Annotated in this window: 9 protein-coding genes; 6 read left to right on the forward strand and 3 right to left on the reverse strand. The window is 62.1% G+C overall.

Going from position 1 to position 20,229, the window contains the following annotated elements:
- The first annotated feature begins 191 nt into the window (after window positions 1-191).
- The 5 genes from ASE98_RS15370 to ASE98_RS15390 all read left to right on the forward strand — a co-directional run bounded on the left by ASE98_RS15370 (window position 192) and on the right by ASE98_RS15390 (window position 6,197).
- Window positions 192-1,247 carry a 3-keto-5-aminohexanoate cleavage protein gene (locus ASE98_RS15370; protein WP_060542189.1) on the forward strand — a complete coding sequence of 352 codons (1,056 nt, stop codon included), beginning with the start codon at window positions 192-194 and terminating at the stop codon, window positions 1,245-1,247.
- A gap of 110 nt (window positions 1,248-1,357) precedes the next feature.
- A complete protein-coding gene (locus ASE98_RS15375) occupies window positions 1,358-2,647 on the forward strand; it encodes an MFS transporter (RefSeq protein WP_060542190.1) in 1,290 nt (429 codons plus the stop codon).
- A gap of 64 nt (window positions 2,648-2,711) precedes the next feature.
- Complete coding sequence (locus ASE98_RS15380; protein ID WP_082457555.1) at window positions 2,712-3,038, forward strand: Rieske (2Fe-2S) protein; 327 nt, start codon at window positions 2,712-2,714, stop codon at window positions 3,036-3,038.
- A 19-nt stretch (window positions 3,039-3,057) separates the two neighbouring features.
- Window positions 3,058-4,755: an AMP-binding protein gene (locus tag ASE98_RS15385; protein ID WP_060542191.1), complete on the forward strand. Its 1,698-nt coding sequence runs from the start codon at window positions 3,058-3,060 to the stop codon at window positions 4,753-4,755.
- Window positions 4,756-5,186: 431 nt separating this feature from the next.
- A complete protein-coding gene (locus ASE98_RS15390) occupies window positions 5,187-6,197 on the forward strand; it encodes a YeiH family protein (protein ID WP_060542192.1) in 1,011 nt (336 codons plus the stop codon).
- Between the two features lie 60 nt (window positions 6,198-6,257).
- Here ASE98_RS15390 and ASE98_RS15395 read toward each other — a convergent pair whose 3' ends face one another.
- Window positions 6,258-6,656 carry a carboxymuconolactone decarboxylase family protein gene (locus ASE98_RS15395; RefSeq protein WP_060542193.1) on the reverse strand — a complete coding sequence of 133 codons (399 nt, stop codon included), beginning with the start codon at window positions 6,654-6,656 and terminating at the stop codon, window positions 6,258-6,260.
- 123 nt (window positions 6,657-6,779) lie between these two features.
- Between ASE98_RS15395 and ASE98_RS15400 the strand changes: the two genes are divergently transcribed.
- Entirely contained in the window at window positions 6,780-7,814 is a 1,035-nt protein-coding gene (locus ASE98_RS15400) for an AraC family transcriptional regulator (protein ID WP_060542194.1), read from the forward strand.
- On the opposite strand, the gene ASE98_RS15405 is transcribed toward ASE98_RS15400, so the two are convergent.
- Both ASE98_RS15405 and ASE98_RS26630 read right to left on the reverse strand, forming a co-directional pair.
- Window positions 7,807-8,508, reverse strand: a complete 702-nt coding sequence (locus ASE98_RS15405) for a tRNA (adenine(22)-N(1))-methyltransferase (protein ID WP_060542195.1) — start codon at window positions 8,506-8,508, stop codon at window positions 7,807-7,809. The genes ASE98_RS15400 and ASE98_RS15405 overlap by 8 nt on opposite strands.
- A 119-nt stretch (window positions 8,509-8,627) precedes the next feature.
- Entirely contained in the window at window positions 8,628-20,222 is an 11,595-nt protein-coding gene (locus tag ASE98_RS26630) for a VCBS domain-containing protein (RefSeq protein ID WP_060542196.1), read from the reverse strand.
- Window positions 20,223-20,229 lie beyond the last annotated feature (7 nt).

A 20,229-nucleotide genomic window follows, 5' to 3' on the forward strand; every position in this document is an offset into this window, starting at 1 on the left:
CCTCTGTGCGAAGCCGATCGCACGATCGCCAATGGCCTGCAATCGAGTATATGGCAGCGAAGGCAACCTTCACTGTCGCTGGCACGAAATGAAAGGTTTTTGGCATGACATGAGAGGTTTTAACCTGCCAGCTACCCCACAGTGAAATCACTTACAAGCACCACAAAAACAACAACCGATTGGAGACATGCATGAACTTCCTCGACGGATCCCTGCTCCCCGAAAATCAACAGAAGCTCGTCATCACCGTTGCGCCTTACGCACCCGAGTGGATGCCTTCGGACTTCCCGGAAGACATTCCGGTCACCATGGCGGATCAGGTTCAGATGGCAGTCGACTGCTATAACGCGGGCGCCACTGTGCTCCACTTGCATGTCCGCGAGCTGGACGGCAAGGGCTCCAAGAGACTGTCCAAGTTCAACGAGTTGATCGCCGGCGTACGCGAAGCGGTACCGGACATGATCATTCAGGTAGGCGGCTCGATTTCCTTCGCCCCGGAGGATGACGGCGACGTCGCCAAATGGCTCTCCGACGACACGCGTCACATGCTGGCCGAACTCTCGCCCAAGCCCGACCAGGTGACGATTGCCATCAACAGCAATCAGATGAACATCGTCGAGCAGATGTGCGAAGCCGACCTTGCCGGCACCAGCATTGCTACGCCCGAGATTTATCGCGCCTATCGCGAAATGACCATTCCGGCCGGCCCGGAATGGGTTGAAGAGCACATCAAACGCCTCTCGGCGGCCGGTATTCAGACGCAATTTCAGCTCGGCAACATGCCTTCGTTCGAAACCGTCGAGCGCATGATGCGCCGCGGCGTTTGCAACGTGCCGTTGATCCTGACCTGGGTGGCTATCGGTGGCGGCTCCGACGCTCCCAACCTCTACAACCTGGCGAACTTCGTGCGGGCCTGTCCGGACGGCTCCGTGCTGACCCTGGAAACCGCCATGCTCAATGTACTACCACTGAACGTCATGGCGATTGCCATGGGCCTGCACGTGCGTTGCGGTACCGAGGACAACCTCTGGACCCAAGGCCGTGATCGCAAGATGAGCAACGTCGAGCAGATCGAACAACTGGTGCGCATTTCCAGGGAAATGGGCCGTGAAGTCGCCAACGGCAAAGAAGCCCGCGAGATCTACAAGATCGGCACCTTCTACAGGGATGCCGATGAGGCCCTGGCCGAAAACGGCTTTGCGCCGAACCGCAAGTCCGGCCAGAAAGGTTTTACGCAACACGGTTGAAACCCGCTTGCGCAGTGCACCTCGCATAAACACGAGCGCACTGCGCAAGTATCGCTGCACCCCATTTACAAGAGCTGCGCAATGAACGTGGCCGTAACGAGAGGAGAGTCCTGGTGACTTTGCACGCCCCTATAGCATTACGTGGTGACACCTGGCGGCGTATCGCGCGGCCCTACGCCTGGGTGGTCTTCGCCCTGACCTTTGGGCTGCTGCTGTCAGACTTCATGTCGCGGCAGGTGCTGACCGTGGTTTTTCCGCAGCTCAAGGCCGAGTGGGGCCTCTCCGATTCCGAGCTGGGAGCGCTCTCCGGCGTTGTCGCTGTCGCCGTCGGAGTGCTGGCCTTTCCGCTGTCGCTATTCGCCGATCGCTGGGGGCGTATTCGCAGCCTGATCCTCATGGCCGCCATCTGGAGCCTGGCCACCCTGATGTGTGGCTTCGCTTCCAACTATCAGGAAATGTTTGTGGCGCGCTTCTTCATCGGCGTCGGCGAGGCAGCCTATGGCAGCGTCGGTCTGGCCGTGGTGCTGAGCATTTTCCCGCCGCAGCAACGCTCCACGATCACCGGCGCGTTCCTGGCCGGAAGCATGGTGGGTTCGGTACTCGGCATCGGCCTGGGCGGAGTCCTCGCCACTCATTTCGGCTGGCGGGCGTCCTTTGTCGGCATGGCGGTCTATGGCCTGGCATTGACTGTGGTGTACGCACTGGTCGTGCGACCTGCCCGCATTGAAGCGCCTCGGTGCAATGCGGACTGCGGTCTGCCAAGGGTCTACCCCCCGCTCAGAACGCTGTTCTCGACGTCTTCGGTACTGAGCATCTATATCGGCAGCGGCCTGCAATTGTTCACCATCGGCGCCCTGCTGACCTGGCTGCCCAGCTACCTCAACCGCGTCTACGACATGCCGCTCACCAGCGCGGGTGCCGTCACCGCGATCTTCATGCTCTGCACCGCCGTCGGCATGCCAGTGTGCGGCGCCATCGCCGACCGACTCTGCCATGGCTCGCCAACCCGAAAAATCAGGTTGACCATGGGTTATTGCCTGCTCTGCAGTGCGCTGTTGACCGTGGCCTTTCAACTGCCGGTGGGCATGGCGCAACTGGTCATGATCGGCCTGGCAATGTTCGTCGGCGGTGGCATCGTCGGCCCGTCCGGCACCATGGTCGCCGACCTGACTCCGCCCGCCCTTCACAGCACGGCAATGGCCACCCTGGCCATTGCCAACAACCTGCTGGGAATGGCCCCCGGCCCCTTCGTCACCGGCCTGCTCGCTGACCGCATTGGCCTGGCTTCGGCTCTGCAACTGCTGCCGTTGGCCGGCGTAGCCGCAGCGCTGGCGCTGATGGTGGGGGTGCGTAATTACCAGACTGATCTTGAGCGCGTCTGTGCTCAGCCATGTTCCTGAGACGGGCGCCATGACCGGTACACGCTGTCGTCAAAGCCCCCCTTTCCCTCTGCGAGGCCACGTCATGAAAGACACCATCGAGGTGCCAGCCACGGTCGACCTGAGCGCCGGCAAGCGTGCGCGTGTGAAGGCCAACGGCGTCGACATCGCGCTGTTCAATGTCGATGGCCGGATTTACGCCATCGACGACAGCTGTCCGCACAGCGGCGCTTCACTGTTGTTCGGAAAACTCGATGGTCGCTCCGTGCAATGCCCCGCCCATGGGCTGCGTTTCAACCTGGCCAGCGGCTGCATGCGCGGGGGCGCGATGAACGTGCGCGCCTATCCCGACGAGATCGCCGAGGGCTGCATTCGCATCACTGTGTCCACCCCAATCACCAGCCACTTATAACTTCAATAGCAGGTTGATCATGACCCCATCATTCACCACCGCCCGTCATTGGCAACAGAGTTACGACGCTCGCGTGCCGGCTGATATCAACCCCGATGCCTGTCCATCGGTCGTCGCCATGGCCCAGGCGGCCATGCAGCGCCATGCCGGTCAAAACGCATTCCATTGCTTCAACCAATCGCTCAGTTATGCCGATGTCGACACGCAGTCCCGTGCATTTGCCGCCTACCTGCAGCACCTCGGCGTGCAGCGCGGGGACCGTATCGCGGTCATGCTGCCCAATATTCCGGCGTTTCCCGTCGCCATGTTCGGCGTCCTCCGGGCGGGTGCAGCGCAGGTGAATGTCAACCCGACGTACACCCCGCAGGAGCTCTTGCACCAGCTCAACGACGCCGGGGTCCAGACCATCGTGATCATTGCCAGTGCCCTGCCGACACTTGAAACGATACTGGTCAGCACCGCCATCAGAAAAATCATCGTGGTACAGCCCGGTGACACCTTGGCCGAGCCAGTGACGGGCGCGCAGATCGCTGTCCCGCCATCGCCCAGCTTCCCCTTGGTGCGCTTCGTCGATGCCCTGCGCGAGGGCAGCACATTGCAGCTGACACCGGTCGACCTGACGGGTGATGACTTGCTCTTCCTGCAGTACACGGGCGGAACCACCGGCCCGTCGAAAGGCGCTGCCCTGTCCCACCGCAACCTGATGGCCAACATCATGCAGGCGCGCGCATTTCTCCCGGACATGTTCGACACGGCGGGCGACAACGTGGTGGTCACCGCACTGCCGTTGTTCCACGTGTTTGCCTTGACGATCAACCTGCTGATCGGTTTTTCGGCCGGGGCCGAGAATTGGCTGGTGCCCGATGCGCGCAATACCGATGACCTGGTCGACACGCTGATCAAGGCCCGGCCGACACTGCTGACCGGGGTCAACACCCTGTACGGCGCACTGGTGCGCCATCCACGTATCGGTGAAGTGGATTTCTCGCGTTTGCGCCTGGCCATTGGTGGTGGCGCCGCGGTACTGCCGGCAACCTCGACACAGTGGAAGACCATCACCGGCCAGGAAATCCTCGAAGGCTACGGCCTCTCCGAGACGTCGGCCATCCTCTGCCTGAATGTGATGGGCCGACGCAATTTCTCTGCAGCAGTGGGCTTGCCTTTGCCTTCGACCGATATCGTGTTACTCAAGGATGATGATCAACCGGCGGCACTCGGCGAGGCCGGGGAAATTTGCGCCAAGGGGCCACAGATAATGGCCGGTTACTGGCAAAAACCCACGGCCAACGCCAGCGCGTTCACCGCCGATGGGTACTTTCGTACCGGCGACATCGGCATCTTTGCCGCCGATGGTTTACTCAAGATCGTCGATCGCAAAAAGGACCTGATCATTGTCTCGGGCTTCAACGTCTACCCCAACGAGGTGGAGGTCGTTGTCGCCAGTTGCACAGGTGTCAGCGAATGCGCGGTGATCGGCGTGCCGGATGAACGCAGTGGCGAAGCCGTGTGCCTGTACGTCGTCAAGGCCGCCAACGCGACGCTCGATGAAACCACGCTGATCGAGCACTGCCGCGCGCACCTTGCCGCTTACAAAGTACCCCGCCAGATACGTTTCCTAGCGGCGTTGCCCAAGTCTACGGTGGGCAAGATATTGCGTAAGGATTTGCGCGTACTAGCAACCTCGAGCATTTCGCCTGAACCGGATCTGGTCAGTTGAACGGGTGAAATCCGTGGCGGGGCGGTGCGGCGGTCCGACAAGCCCCCTCGCCACAAGTGTTGGACCCTGCTTAAGTGAACAACATTAGAGCTGTAGCGGGCGTTGGCCCGCTTACTTTGGTCATAACCGAATGCCGCTCAAGTTGGCCGACCCCATCAAGGTTGGCCAACGCATCACTCCCTCCCCGATTCATGCACGCGAAGGCCTCCAGACCGATAAGGACAGTTGCGCAGGGTCTATTTCACGCCGGTTAAAGCGTATTGGGCGAGCGTCAGGGCATTGGTCGGCTCATGCCGCCCACGGCATTTGGCACCAAATGAAAGGTCACTGGCATCAAATGAGAATTTCCAGAGCCGCCAATATCCTAGAGTCGATCTACTGCTACACCGGCATTCACATCCCCATGGCATCGCCTGCGAGGACTTCACTCCATGAGCTCAACCGCTCTCGTCAACATTCAATCTCGCGCACTTGAACTGGCGCCAGGATTTTTCGTCAGCGCGATTGTCGCCATAGCGGCGACCTTCCTTGCCGAGCACTATGGCGCACCGGTGATGTTGTTCGCTTTGCTGCTGGGTATCGCGATGAATTTCCTGGCCGGCGAAGGCAAGTGCAAGGCCGGTATCGAGTTCGCCGCGCGTGCGGTCCTGCGCCTCGGCGTCGCCCTGCTGGGCATGCGAATCACGCTGGAACAGATCGCCACGCTGGGCTGGAAGCCCGTGGCATTGGTGGTGATAGTCGTGGTGACGACCATCGCCGTGTCGGTAGTGGCAGCCAGGTTTATGGGTTTCAAGCGCATCTTCGGCATGCTGACCGGAGGCGCCACGGCCATCTGCGGTGCCTCGGCGGCCCTGGCCGTGGCTGCCGCGCTTCCCAACCATCCACAAAAGGAGCGCGCCACCCTGTTCACGGTGATTGGCGTGTCGGCGCTGTCCACCGTGGCGATGATTCTCTACCCGATGATCGCCAACTGGTTTGCCTTGTCGCCGCAGGAGGCCGGCGTTTTCCTCGGCGCGACTATCCATGATGTCGCCCAGGTGGTCGGTGCCGGTTACAGCATGTCCACCGAAACCGGCGATACCGCCACCGTGGTCAAGCTGATGCGGGTCGCCATGCTGTTGCCGGTCATTCTCTGCGCCACATTGATCACCCGTGCGCAGGGTACCGATTGCACGGGCAAACGCCCGCCGCTCCTACCCATGTTCGCTGTCGGCTTCCTGGTCCTGGCCTGTATCAACAGCACCGGCTGGATAGCGCCGGCGGTGCAAGGCTTCGTCAACGAGCTGTCGCGTTGGTGCCTGGTGATCTCCATCAGCGCCCTGGGTATGAAGACCCAGCTCAAGGAACTCGCCACGATAGGCATCAAGCCCATCCTGTTAATGCTGGGAGAAACCGTGTTTCTCGTGGGACTGGTACTGCTGTTGCTGCATTGGGGACTGTAGAGCGGGGTCTGCGAAGGCCGGCCCGGCCTTCGCATCAGAGCAAGGGGTGTGGTGATGAATTCAAAAGGTGCCTGCCGGACCGTCATCGGCCAGCTTTTGCGCTTCCTCGAGCAGGATCGGGGCGCCGAGCGCCATGCTGTGGATCCCCAGTATCGAAGTCAGCTGCAGCACCGCGAGGATTTCTTCGACGCTGACGCCGATTTCCAGAGCCTTGCGGATGTGGCGACGCACACCGGGGGCATACATATGCGTGCAAGAGGCATCGACGGCGATGGCGATCAGTTCAAAGGTCTTGGGGTCGAGAATCCCCTTGCGGATCGGGTGTGTGGCCATGCCGAAGAACTTTTCCACCCACTGCGCGTCCAGCTCGGTCAGCGGGTCCCAGGCGGGATTCCAGTTGCCGGCTTCACGCATGGCATCGCAGGTCGGGGTGTCGGGATTGGTCCGGTCTTCATTCATTTTGCAGTTCCTCGAGGTTGAGTGGTTGCTTTCAACTCTAAGCGTGCCGGTGCTCTCTGTATTGACTTCAGGGGACAGCGGCATCACCTCTCGGGACGCGTTTACTCTATGGGTCAATTTTCAATGAAAGGTCTTGTCCGAAGTGCCAGCCTTACCGACTATGCGGAAACTGCCCGTTCGTTGAACGTCGAGCCCATGCAGCAATTGCGTCAAGTCGGCCTGGATCCGCGCTGTCTGCTGCAGCCGGACCTGAAAATTTCCATCGATGCAGTGGCACGCTTGCTCGACAGTTCCGCGCGGGAGGCCGGTGTGGAAGATTTCGGCCTGCGCATGGCGCAAAGCCGCAAAGCCTCCAATCTCGGACCCCTGGCACTGTTATGGCGCGAACCCACGCTGCGTTCGGCCTTGAAGGCACTCCAGGAGTTCCTCTATCTGCACAACCAAGGGCTGGTCCTGAATATCGAGGAAAGTGCCGGCGTGGCGGTGTTAAGGCTTGAACTGGTGACGGTCAGCCACTTGTTTGTGCGCCAGTCGGTAGAATTGGCGGTGGCCGTGACGCACCGAATGCTCAAGACGTTGCTCGGTAACCATTGGCATCCTTCAGCGGTCTGTTTCCGTCACAGCGACCCGTTGGACGATGGCCGGCATCAGCGCGTGTTTGGCACCACGGTCCAGTTCAACTGTTTGCTGGACGGCATCGTTTGCCGCACCAGTGACCTTGACCGTGCCCTGCCCAGTGCCGATGCGGAAATGGCCTGCCACGTCCATCAGTACCTGAAAAGTATTCACGAAGATTCCCGGACCGCCCTGCTGGAGCAGGTGCACCAGATGATCTGGACGCTGTTGCCTACCGGGCGCTGCTCGGTAGAACAGGTGGCCGCCCACCTGGGACGCGACAGGCGCACCCTGCACCGCCAGCTCACGCGCGAGGGTGAGACGTTCTCTTCGCTGCTCGAGCAGGTCCGCAGGGAACTGGCGACACGTTACCTGGCCAATCCCCACCATCCGTTGAGCGAGATTGCAGGTGTTCTTGGCTTTTCCGAGTTGAGCGCTTTTTCCCGTTGGTTCAGCCGGCTCTTCGACTGCAGTCCTTCGTCCTGGAGAAACCGGCCTTCTGCGATCGCCGCAAGCAAGCCAACACCTCAGTTGTTCAACTAGAGGCCAACAGTTCGGTGATCCACCGGGCCTGGAGGGCGATGTCTTGCACCTTCTCTTCGGGCACGGCCTGTCGCGCCCGGGCAAAGTGCGTCAGGGTCCGTTGCTTCAGGCGCAGCATGCGCTGCCACTTGGCCAGGAACGCCGGGCTGCGCTCTTGCATCTGCAGAGGGCCGAAGTACAACTGCTCGGCGCTGTACACCACCGGGCCGGTACGTTCGGCAACGATGATTTCGTAGTAGAAACGGTTTTCCTGCAGCAGTTCCTCCAAGAGGATGCAGTAGCCGTTTTCCATCAACCATTGGCGCAGTGGCTGCTCGCCGCCGTTGGGCTGCAGGACCAGGCGTTCCTGGCCGCTCAGGTGTGACTTGCCGCTGTCGAGTATGTCGCGGATGGTCTCGCCGCCCATGCCACAGATGCTGACCGCGGTGACCCCGTCTGACGGTTCGATCGCCGCCAGCCCATTGGCCAGGCGCACGGTGATGTGCTTCTCCAGGCCGTTCTCGCGCACGGTGCGCTGCGCCGCGCTGAATGGCGTCAATGCCACCTCCCCGGCCACCGCAGACACGATGGCGTCACGACGCAACAACGCCACCGGCAGGTAACCGTGATCCGAGCCGATATCGGCCAGGCGCGCCCCCGCCGGCACATGCGCGGCCACGCGCTCCAGGCGCATGGACAATGTCTGTTCGTTCAACTGCTGCCCCTTTTCAACGCGAACGTCCGCCAGCGTTGGCCGGATCGGGGGCGATTGTGTCGAGCAATGCCGTTTATTTCAAATTTATGCGACCCGGCCCCCAGGCAATTTTCCAGACCTCAACCGTGAGTCTGCGCAGCGGGATCCGGCATCGGCATGACTGGCACATCCGCCAGACTCGCATCGATGTACGCCAAATCCATCGGCTCGGGCGTTGCAGTACCTGGGTACAAGGGGCTATCCGGTGGCGGCTGGTCATGTGGCGATTGCGCCGGTTCCGGAGTGCTGAGGTGCGCCGAATCCACACCGCCAAGTTGCAGATACACCTCGACTGTCGGTAATACCGGGGCACCTGCATATTCGGCCAATTTGCTGTCGCCAGGCACCTCGCCCCCAGCCGCCAAAGAATCAGTCTCGGTATGGGTAAATTGCAGGTAGTGATCCAGCGGCGATGGCTGGGTCGTTGTAGCGTTCGCCAAATCACCAGCGCTTGTTTGCTGTACCGTCACGTCCGTAGTTGGCTCCGCGGCCTTGGCGTCGAGTGCGTATGCCGAGGGCGCGACAGCCAAATTGGCCAGAGGGACCTCCATGCTTGTTGTATCGTCGCCATCGGCCGCACTCAGGATGCCGGGGTCGGGTACAGCGTCGACGCCGTTCAGGGTGATAGTCACATTGTGCGTGGTGCCATCGGCACTACTGACCGTGAAGGACTCGGTCAGTTGTTCGCCTTCGGCCAATTGCTGCACGGCAACCTGGGTGTTGTCGGCGCTGTAGTGCCAGGCGCCACTGGCGTCGATGGTCAGCGAACCGTAAGCACCCACTAGCGCGTCCGCACCGGTATGCGCTACGAACGACGCTTCGTTGTTGTCGGGGTCGCTGATGGTGAGCTGCCCTGCGGTTTCCAGTTGGCCGCTCGCACTCTGATCCTCGGTGACGCTGCCACTGTCCACCCCGGCAATCACTGCCTCCTGGTTGGTGCCGGTCAGGGTGATGGTCAGCGTCTGCGTGGCGCTGCCGCCGTGGTTGTCAGTGACGGTCAGCGCGATACTCAGGGTTTGCGTCTCCCCCGCCACCAGCCTTTGGTACGTCGGGTGGCCCGGATCGAAATGGTAGGTGCCATCGGGGCTGATGCTGAAACCGTCGACCGTGGCATCGCTGCTGTAGGTCAACGTATCGCCGGTATCCAGGTCCGTCGCCCTGGCATGGCCGGTGATGGCTGCGTCGCCTTCGGCAGCTGTCTCGCCCACGAGCACACTCATCACCGGCAGGTCGTTACTGCCGGTCAGCGTGATGACCAGGTTCTGCGTCGCTTTCGCGCCCTGGCTGTCGGTAACGGTCATCGGAATGATCAGTACCTGGGTCGCGCCTTCGGCGAGGTGCTGCCAGGCCGCATCGGACGGGTCGAAGCTGTAACTGCCATCGGCGTTCAAGGTAAAACCTGCGACGCTCGAGGTGCTGCTGTAGAGCAGCGTGTCGCCCGTGTCGGTATCACTGCCGAGCAACTGGCCAGTCACCTTGGCTCCGTCTTCCACCGCGTTCTGCGCGGTGAGCGCGCTCAGCACCGGCACATCGTTGGTGCCGTGCACCGTCACGCTGATCTGGTACGGCGTACCGTCGGCGCTGGTCAGGTTGACATGATCGGTCAGGGTCGCGCCCTGGCCCAGTTGTTGAATGGCTTGCTGGGCATTGTCCGCCGAGTAGCGCCAGGTGCCGTCACTGTTCAGCTCCAGGGTGCCATAGGCGCCCTGTACGGTCTGCGCGGTGAGAATGCCTTCGCCGGTGTCGACGTCGGTCAGGCGGATCTGCCCGGAAACCACCAGTTGGCCTGCGCTGACATTCTGGTCCTCGGTGAGGTCGCCAGTGCGTTGTCCGCTGATGATGGCGGCATCGTTGGTGCCGTGGACGTCGATGGTAATGACCTGCGTGACTTCGCCACCGTGTTGGTCCCTGCCGTGAGCGGTGAAAGTCTCACTAACGACTTGCCCCTCCTGCAGCGCCTGCACCTGGGGCGAGTTGCCATTGAGCACGTAGCTCCAGGTGCCATTGGCGGACATCGTAAAACGGCCATAGGCGCCAGCGGTGTTCATGCCGGTCCACTGCGTGGTGTCACCGCTATCCACGTCGGTGGTGGTCAATTGGCCATGGGCTTCGACGGTGGTGTCTTCCGTGGTGCTGCCACGCACGTCGCCGGCCACCACGGGCAGGTCGTTACTTCCGTAGATGGTAATGACCACATCTTTGCCCACCGAGACGCCGCTGCCGTCGATTGCCGTGACATGGAAGGTCTCGGTGAGGCTGGCACCGGCATTGAGTGCCTTGACGGATGGATTGAGCCCATCGAGTGTGTAGACCCAGCGGCCATCGCTTGCGATCTCGAAATGGCCGAGTGCGCTGTCCACAGCCTGCGGTTCGATCGTCGCGACATCGCCGGTATCCGGATCGCTCGCGATCAGCTTGCCAGTGGCCTGCACTTGGCTGCGATCGGTAACGGAACCACTGATAGCGCCGTTGATCACCGGCGCATCGTTAACCCCGCTCACCACCAGATGGATCCGCTCCAGGGCGATATGGCCGTTGCTGTCTCTGACCTGCACGGTGAAGGTGTCTGTGAGCTGCTGGCCCGCAGCGAGGCTTTTCAGTGCGGTGTTGGCAGCGGCCTGGTCCAGCTGGTAGTGCCAGCTGCCGTCCGCTTCGATCGACAACGTGCCGGCCTGGCCGTGCGCGCTCGACACCATGCTGAAGCTGAAGGTATCGCCAATATCCGGATCGTCGATCGATATCTTGCCGCTCAGCACTTCCTTGGCACCGGGCTGGGCGATGCCTTCAATGACACTGGGGACCATCGGGCCATCGGCCGTGCCATGCACCGTAACGAGGACTTCATGGGACACTGTCGCGCCTTGACCGTCGGTGGCATTGACCAGGAAACGCTCGACGACGGACTCGCCGGCATTGAGGTATTGCGCCTTGGCATTGTCGAGGTGGTAGGTCCAGTCGCCTTTGTCGTCGATGCTGAAGTCGCCGAGCAGGCCTGTGCCCTGCTGAACGCTCCAGGTCGCACTGTCGCCGGTATTGAGGTCTCGCGCCGCGAGACTGCCAACGGCGGTGAGTTGCTGGTCCTCGATCGTCGTGCCCGTATCCACTCCAACGATGTGTGGCGTGTCGTTGGTGCCATTGATCGTCACAGTGAACTGTGTCTGCACCTTGTTGCCACTGGCGTCGACGCCGTGGACGTTGAAATACTCCTGGACGGACTGTCCGAGATTGAGCGCCTGAACCTGCAGCGCGTCGTTATGCAGGTTATAGACCCACGATCCGTCGGGCCCCAGGGTAAGGACACCGAAGGTGCCGTTGACGGGCGTTACTTGCCAGGTGACCGGGCTGCCTTCGGGCGATGCGCCGACCAATTGGCCAGAACGTACGATGGAAACATCTTCGGTCACACTGACACTGACCGACGGCAGGGTCAGCGGCGGCGTACCGCCACCACCGCCGCCAGCGCCTGTGTCTGGATCGGGCGGCGCGTTGGCGGGCTGGGTGCCGACCACGGTGACATTGACGAAGCACTCTGCGCTGGCGCCGTGGTTGTCGGTCAGTTGCACACGAAAGCTGTCAATCCTCTGCTCTCCAGGCTGCAACGCCTTGGTGTCGGCGTCGTTGATGTCGAGCGTGTAGGTCCAGCGGCCGTAATCATCGAGTGTCAGCGTACCGTACACACCGTGCCCCTCACTGAGGCTCCAGGTGGTGCTGTCGATCTGGTCCGGGTCTTGGCCGACCAGCCGTCCGGATGCGGTTTGCGAGATGAACTCGAACACCACGCCGGTGGCGACGCCACTGATGAGCGGCGCATCGTTGGTACCATGCACCGTGACCGTAACCGGCCGGTAAGTGACACCGCCGTTCTGGTCGAGCGCCGCGATAGTGAAGGTTTCAGTGGCTGTCTGTCCCTGGGCCAGGGCCTGAACGTACGCCTGGGAGTTGTACAGCTGGTAGATCCACTGCCCATCGGTATTCAGCGAGAACTGACCGTAGGCGCCGGCGTACTGATTCTCCTCGAAGCTCGTCTGGTCGCCGCTGTCCACATCCCGGGCAATGAGGCTCCCGGTGACGCTGTCCATCTGGTCTTCAGTGATGTCGGCGCTGTCGACGCCACTGATAACCGGAGCATCATTGTGGCCGCGAACCGTGATGGTGATGTCCTTGAAGTCAGTCAAACCATGCGAGTCAGTGACCTGGACGCGGAACGTCTCGGTTGCGCTGGCGCCCTCACCCAAGGCATCGACCGTGGCCGAGCCCGCGTCGAGCTGATAAGTCCAGACGCCCTGCGCGTTGAGGATCAGCGTACCGAGCTGTCCATGGGGGTCGCCAACCACTGCCCAGTTCGCGGTATCGCCGCTGTCCACATCCCCTGGCAGCAACTGCCCACTGACACGGGTGGCGATGTCCTCGGTCACTTCGCCGCTGCTGGTCCCGCCGATGTGCGGGCCGTCATTGGTGCCGTGTACCTGCACCTGGATAGTGGCGGAACTGCGCTCGCCAGCCGCATCAGTGATATTGACGACGAAGCGCTCAACGACTGTCGCGCCCTGGGCCAGCCTGTCTGCTTTGGTGTGATCGAGCGTATAGGTCCAATGCCCGCTCTGATCGAGCGTCAGCGTGCCGTAGCTGCCCACGCTCTGTCCGATAAAACCGTCGATCGACCAGGACAGGGGGTCGCCAATGTCCGTGTCCCCACTGGCAATGGTCCCTTGGGCTGTGGTCGCGCCGATCTGGTCTTCGGTCACGTCCCCTGTGAGCGCTGGTGAATTGGGGTCGATGGCCGGGCCGTCATTGGTGCCGGTGACCTGGATAGTGACCTGTTGATCGGCATAACCACCGTGGTTGTCGCTGACGCGCACAATGAAACTGTCTTGTGCCGAGTCGCCGGCCTTGATCGACTGAGAACGCGCTTCATCAAGGCGGTAGGTCCAACGCCCGCTCTGGTCGATACTGAGCGCGCCATAGATGCCTTGCGGGGTGAGCACCTGCCAAGCCCCCAGCTTGTCGCCCGTGTCGATGTCGCTGAATGACAGCGCACCGCTGGCGCTCATGGTCCTGTCTTCGACCACGCTACCCTGGTGGGCGCCGCTGATGCCCGGATTATCGTTGCTGCCGTTGGCCTCGATCGAGATCACCTGATTGACCGGCTTGCCAGCCCCATCGACGCCGCGCACGGTAAAGGTCTCGGTGTGTCGCTCGCCAGCTGCCAAGGCCTGGGTCGCGGCGCGTGAGTTGTCGAGGCTGTAGTTCCAGATGCCGGTCGAAGTGTCGAACGTCAAGGCGCCGTAGGTCCCGTTACCATCGACCAGTGACCAGCTGAAGATATCACCGGTATCCGCGTCGGCATGGGTCAGGGTGCCGCCAACCACGCTCTGAGTGTCATCTTCGGTGACCGCTGCGGCGCTGCTGCCACTGATCACTGGCAGGTCATTGGCCCCGGTGATGACAATGTCCACGGTCTGCTGCGTGATGGCGCCGTGGTTGTCGGTGACGGTGGCAACGAAGCTGTCATGCACCTTCTGACCGGCCGCCAGGGCTTGGGTTGCCGTGCGGCTATTGTCCAGGGTGTAGACCCAGTTGCCGGTTAACGCATCGAGCGCCAAGGTGCCGTAGTTACCTGCGGTCGACGCCAGGCTCCAGGACAGCTGTGCGTCGGTGTCGACATCACTGGCCACCAGGCGCCCGGTGGCGCTGGATTTGGCGGCATCTTCAGTGACCGCACCTGTAATAACGGAACTCCCGCCGATCTGCGGCGCATCGTTGGTGCCCAGCAAGGTGATCGTGACCTGGTGCGCCGTGCCATCAACGCTGCGCACGGAGAAAGTGTCCGTTGCCGTCGCGCCTTCGCTCAGTTTCTGGATTGCCGCCTGATTGTTGTTGGCGCTGTAGTGCCAGGCGCCGCTGGCATCGATCGTCAGGCTGCCATAGGTGCCCACGAGGGCGCCGGCGCCACTGCGCGGCGTGAACACCGCCTCGCCATTGTCCACGTCGCTGATGGTGAGCTGACCACCGGTTTCCAGCCTGCCGGCGGTGCCCTGATCTTCAGTGACGCTGCCGCTGTCCACCCCGGCGATTACCGCGCCCTGGTTGGTGCCCGTCAGGGTAATGGACAGGATTTTCGTCGCCGTGCCGCCGTGGTTGTCGGTCACCGTCACCGCAATGTTCAGCACCTGCTGCGCACCGGCGTTCAGGCTTTGATAGGTCGCGTGGGACGGATCGAAACGGTAGCTGCCATCCGGTTCGATGCTGAAACCGTCAACCGTCGCTGACGTGCCATAGGTGAGCGTATCGCCAGTGTCGATGTCGGTGGCAAACACCTTGCCGTTGATCGCGGCGCCGCCTTCGGTGGCCACGCGCGCGACCGGCACGCTCATTACCGGCAGGTCGTTGGTGCCGGTAATGGTAATCACCAGGTTCTGCGTGGCCGTGGCGCCGTGGTTATCGGTGACCGTCACCGGGATGGTCAGGACCCGCTGTGCACCTTCGGCCAGTTGCTGGTAAGCCGCATCGCCGGGATTGAAGCTGTAACTGCCGTTGGCATTGAGCGTGAAGCCCGCAGGGACAGAGGTTGCGCTGTAGCTCAGGGTATCGCCGCTGTCGATATCACTCGCCGTCAGTTGCCCCGTCACCTTGGCACCGTCTTCCACCGCGTTTCGCGCACTGATTGCGTTGAGCACCGGTGCATCGTTGGTACCGTTCAACGTGATCGTTACGCTATGCGTGGTGCCGTCGACGCTGCTAATGGTGAAGTGCTCGGTCAGCGTGGCGCCCTGCCCCAATTGCTGCAACGCCTGCTGCCCGGTGTCGGTGCTGTAGTGCCAGGCGCCGCTGGCGTCGATACTCAAGCTGCCGTAGCTGCCGGTCAGTGCCGTGGCGCCGGAGTGCTCGGTAAATACCGCCTGGTCGCTGTCCGGATCACTGATGGTCAACTGGCCGACAGCCTCCAACAGCTGGGTGCCGGGAGATACCTGGTCTTCGGTGACGCCACCGGTGTCCACGCCGGCAATGATGGCGCCCTGATTGGTGCCGGTCAGGGTGAAAGTCAGTATCTGCGTCGCCGTGCCGCCGTGGCCGTCGGTGACCGTCACCGGGATGTTCAGGGTCTGTGTCTCACCGGCATTCAAGTGCTGGTACGCGGCGTTCGCCGGGTCGAACGAATAGGCGCCATCCGCGTTCAGGGTGAACCCCGGGACCTGCGCCAAAGTGCTGAAACCGAGGGTATCGCCGCTGTCGACATCACGGGCATCGAGCTGGCCGTGTTCCACCGCACCGCCTTCCATCACGTTCCGTGGCGGGACATTCTGCAGCAGTGGATAGTCGTTGGTACCCTGCACGCTGATGACGACATCCTGGCGAGCGGACGCGCCATGCTCGTCGGTGACCAGCACGCTGAAGCGCTCGCTGGACTGTTGTCCCTGCGCCAGGGCCTGGGTGGCCGCACGGCTGTTGTCCAGGGTGTAGATCCACTCGCCGCTGGCCCCGTCAAGGGACAAGGTGCCGTAGGTGCCAGACCCCGCCTCCAGACTCCAGCTGAGCCGGCTGCCGATATCGATGTCACTGGCGATCAGTACACCGCCCAGTGTGTTCGATGTGGCGTCTTCGCTGATCGCACCGCCAGTGATCGAACTCTGGCTGATCACCGGCGCATCGTTGGTACCGTTCAAGGTGATGTCGATGCTGTGCCGGGTGCCGTCGACGCTGGTAATGGTGAAGTGATCGGTCAGCGTGTCGCCCTGCCCCATCTGCTGGACCGCCACCTGGTTGTTGTCCGCCGCGTAATGCCAGGCGCCTGAAGCATCAATCGTCAGCACGCCATAGGCACCATTGATCCCTTCGTCGCCACTGTGGGCGACGAAGCAGGCCTCGCCGTGATCCGGATCGGTGATGCTCAACTGCCCTGTGGTTTCCAGCAGTTGAGAGTCACCGCTACCCTGGTCTTCAGTAACGCCACCGACATCCACACCAGCGATGAGCGCACTCTGATCGGTACCGGTCAGGGTGATGGTGAGGATTTGCGTCGCCGTGCCGCCGTGGTTGTCGGTCACCGTCAACGGGATGCTCAGAATCTGCGTCTGACCGGCATTGAGGCTTTGGTAGGCTGCGTGACTCGGGTCGAAATGGTAGGTGCCGTCCGGGTCGATGCTGAAACCGTCGACTGTGACCCCAGTGCTGTAAGTCAGCACGTCACCGGTGTCGATGTCGGTGGCGACAATCTGCTCGGTGATCGCGCCGCCGCCTTCGATGGCTGTGCATGGGGTGAGCAGACTCATCACCGGCAAGTCGTTGCTGCCGGTAATCGTAATCACCAGGTTTTGCGTGGCCGCGGCGCCATGGGAGTCGGTCACCGTCACCGGGATCGAGAGAATCTGTCGTGCCCCTTCGGCCAAGTGCTGGTAAGCCGCATCGCCGGGGTCAAAGCTGTAGCTGCCGTCGGCATTGAGGCTGAAACCTGCGACTGTCGAAGACGTGCCGTAGCTGAGCGTGTCGCCGATATCCACGTCGGTGCCGACAAGCTGCCCGAAGACCTTCGCACCATCTTCGTCAGTACTTTGTTCGGCGATGGCGCTCAATAGCGGCACATCGTTGGTACCCATCAACGTCACGCTGATCTGGTGCGTGGTGCCCTCGACGGTGGTAACGATGAAGTGTTCGGTCAGGGACGCCCCCTGCCCCAATTGCTGCACCGCCGCCTGAGCGTTGTCTGCGCTGTAGTGCCAGGCACCACTGGCATCGATAGTCAGACTGCCGTAGCTGCCGGTTAACGCCGCTGTGTCGGCATGGCTCACAAAGTAAGCTTCGTTCTGGTCCGGATCGACGACGACCAGTTGGCCACCGGTCTCCAGCAGGTGTGTGCCGGCGCTGACGCCGTCCTCGGTAACGAGTCCGCTGTCGATGCCGGTGATCACCGCGACCTGATTGGTGCCGGTCAGGCTGAACACCAGTTGCTCGATGGCCGTGGCGCCATGGTTGTCGGTTACGGTGACCGCAATTGTGAGGGTTTGCTGTGCGCCCTCGGCAAGGTGCTGATAGGCAGCATGCCCCGGATCCATGCTGTAGCTGCCGTCCGGGTTGAGGATGAAACCGGCGACCTGGGCGCTGGTGCTGTAGGTGTGGGTGTCGGCGGTGTCGATGTCGGTAGCGATAAGCTGGCCGTGCACGACGGCGTCACCTTCGGTGAGGCTCTGCGCCGGGACCTGCAGCAGTACAGGGGCGTCATTGGTGCCGCGCACACTGATTTCGATTGGCTGTTGCACCACTGCGCCATGCTCGTCGGTGAGCAGCGCAATGAAGTGTTCAGTGACCTGCTGCCCCTCTGCCAGGTTCTGGGTGGCGAGACGACTGTTGTCCAGGGTGTAAGTCCATTGCCCGCTGAGCGGGTCGATGGCCAACGAACCATAGGTACCCTCGGTTGGCGCCAGGCTCCAGTTGAGCCGGCTACCTGAATCGACGTCACTGGCGCTCAGCACACCGACCAGGGTGTTCGCCGAGTCGTCCTCTGAAATTGCGCCGCTGGTGATCGAGTCGTGACCGATTTGCGGCGCATCGTTGGAGCCGGTCAGGGTGATATCGATGCTCTGCCGGGTGCCGTCGATGCTGGTAATCGTGAAGTGTTCGGTCAGCGTGTCGCCTTGCCCCAGTTGCCGGATCACTGTCTGGTCGGGATCTGCCACGTAATGCCAGGCACCGCTCGCGTCAATGGTCAGCACGCCGTATTCACCGCTCAGGGCATCGCCACCACCGTGGGGTGAGAACCGGTTTTCGCCGAGGTCCGGATCACTGATCGTCAGTTGACCACCTGTTTCAAGGAGGTGCGTGCCGCCGCTGGTGTTGTCCTCGGTGACGGTGCCGCTGATCACGCCGCTGATGACGGCGCCCTGGTTGGTCCCGGTCAAAATGATGCGCAGATCTTGCGTGGCCGAACCACCGTGTTCGTCGGTGACAGTCAGTGGGATAACCAGCGTTTGCTGAACACCGGCGGGCAACGACTGATAAGTGCTGTGGCCCGGGTCAAAGCGGTAATTGCCTTGCGCGTCGATGGTGAAACCGTCGACGTGGGCTGTGGTGCCGTAGGTCAGCGTGTGGCCGGCATCCACATCAGTTGCGCTGAGGCGGCCGGTCAACGGCGCGCCACCTTCACTGGCTGCGCGGGTAACAAGAGTGTCGAGTACTGGCAGGTCATTTCTGCCGGTGAGGTTAATCAACAAATTCTGCGTGGCGACGCCACCATGGCCGTCGCTGACCGTCACCGGGATGATCAGTTGCTGCGTGGCACCTTCTGCGAGGGAGCGATAGGCGGCATTGCTCGGGTCGAAACGATAGCTGCCGTCCGCTGCCAGGGTGAAGCCCGGCACATTGGCAGTGGTACTGAAAGTGAGGTGGTCGAGCGTGTCGACATCGGTCGCGGGGATTTTCCCGTGCACAATCTCACCATCTTGCGTCGCCTGAAGCGTGCCGATGCGTGCGATGACCGGGGCATCATTGAGCCCGACGATGGTGATGGTCAGGCGCGCGGTGGAGGTCGCACCGTGTTCGTCGACCACACTGGCGAGGAAATACTCGCTGGCCACCTGGCCCTCGGCGAGCGCCTGAGTCGACGCGCGGTCGTTGTCGAGTTGATACTGCCACTGGCCGGTGGCAGCATCGAGCGTCAACTCGCCGTATTGGCCGTGCACGGTGTCGACCTGCCAATGCAGCCGGGCGTCCAGGTCCGCGTCCCGGGCCTCGAGCTGGCCACTGGCAAACGTTTGCAAGTCTTCGCGACTGCTGCCGGTGAGTACCGAGCCTTGGGTAATTTCGGGGCGGTCGTTCGTACCTCGCAAGTCAATCCTGATCATTAGATCGACGGGCGCCATAGCGCCCGAACTGGCGCGCACCACAAACTCCTCGATGACATGCTGACCTTCGTTGAGCCCCTGAAACGCCGCGCTGTTGGTGTTTGGGATGTAATGCCAGCTGCCATCGGGCGCAACCTGCAATGTCCCATAAAAGCCGTCCGGCGCCATCGCGTGCCACAGGGTGACCACGCCTCTCTCACCACCGCTTGCACTGAGCTGGCCGCTGATCTGCTGTTCGTAGTCCTCGATCACATTGCCGGCCAGATCGCCAACAGCGAAAAAAGGCACCGATCCATCATTGCCCGCGACCTCTTCGGCGGGCAGCAATGGCGGCACTTGGACGCTGCCGGCAACTGCGTCGGCAGCCGCCAATCCCGACGACCCACCGCCGCGCAGAGGCCTGGCACCGTCAGCGACCGGCGCCAGGGTGGCAGCCGGCAGCGCTGCAGAGCCATGATCGGCTGCCACAAATATCCCGGCAGGCTTGTCGTTGCCCGGCAACGACCCATAGTCACCGGCATCAGCAGTGGCGCCAGTCTGGCTGGCTGCAGGCGCATGGGGTACCGGCACCAGGTCAGGACCGGGCCACGTCTGCTCGACAACGGCCTCTTGACTGGCCGGCACACCGGCATGCTGTGGCCCCGGGGCGCCACCAGCGGTGGGCTGTTGGCCAGGCAGTGCTTGCCCTTGCTTGTCTTCGGTCCAGCCCAGGGGGTTGCGTTGGTCAACCTGAGACTGCGTGCCCAGTGGCTGCTCACGCGCAGCCAGGCGCCTGGCGGCTTCGTCCGGGCTCATCCGCGGATGTGCGCCCAACGTCGAACCTTCATTATTAATGGTCATGGTCGAT

This window comes from Pseudomonas sp. Leaf48, assembly GCF_001421885.1.
Classification (GTDB): domain Bacteria; phylum Pseudomonadota; class Gammaproteobacteria; order Pseudomonadales; family Pseudomonadaceae; genus Aquipseudomonas.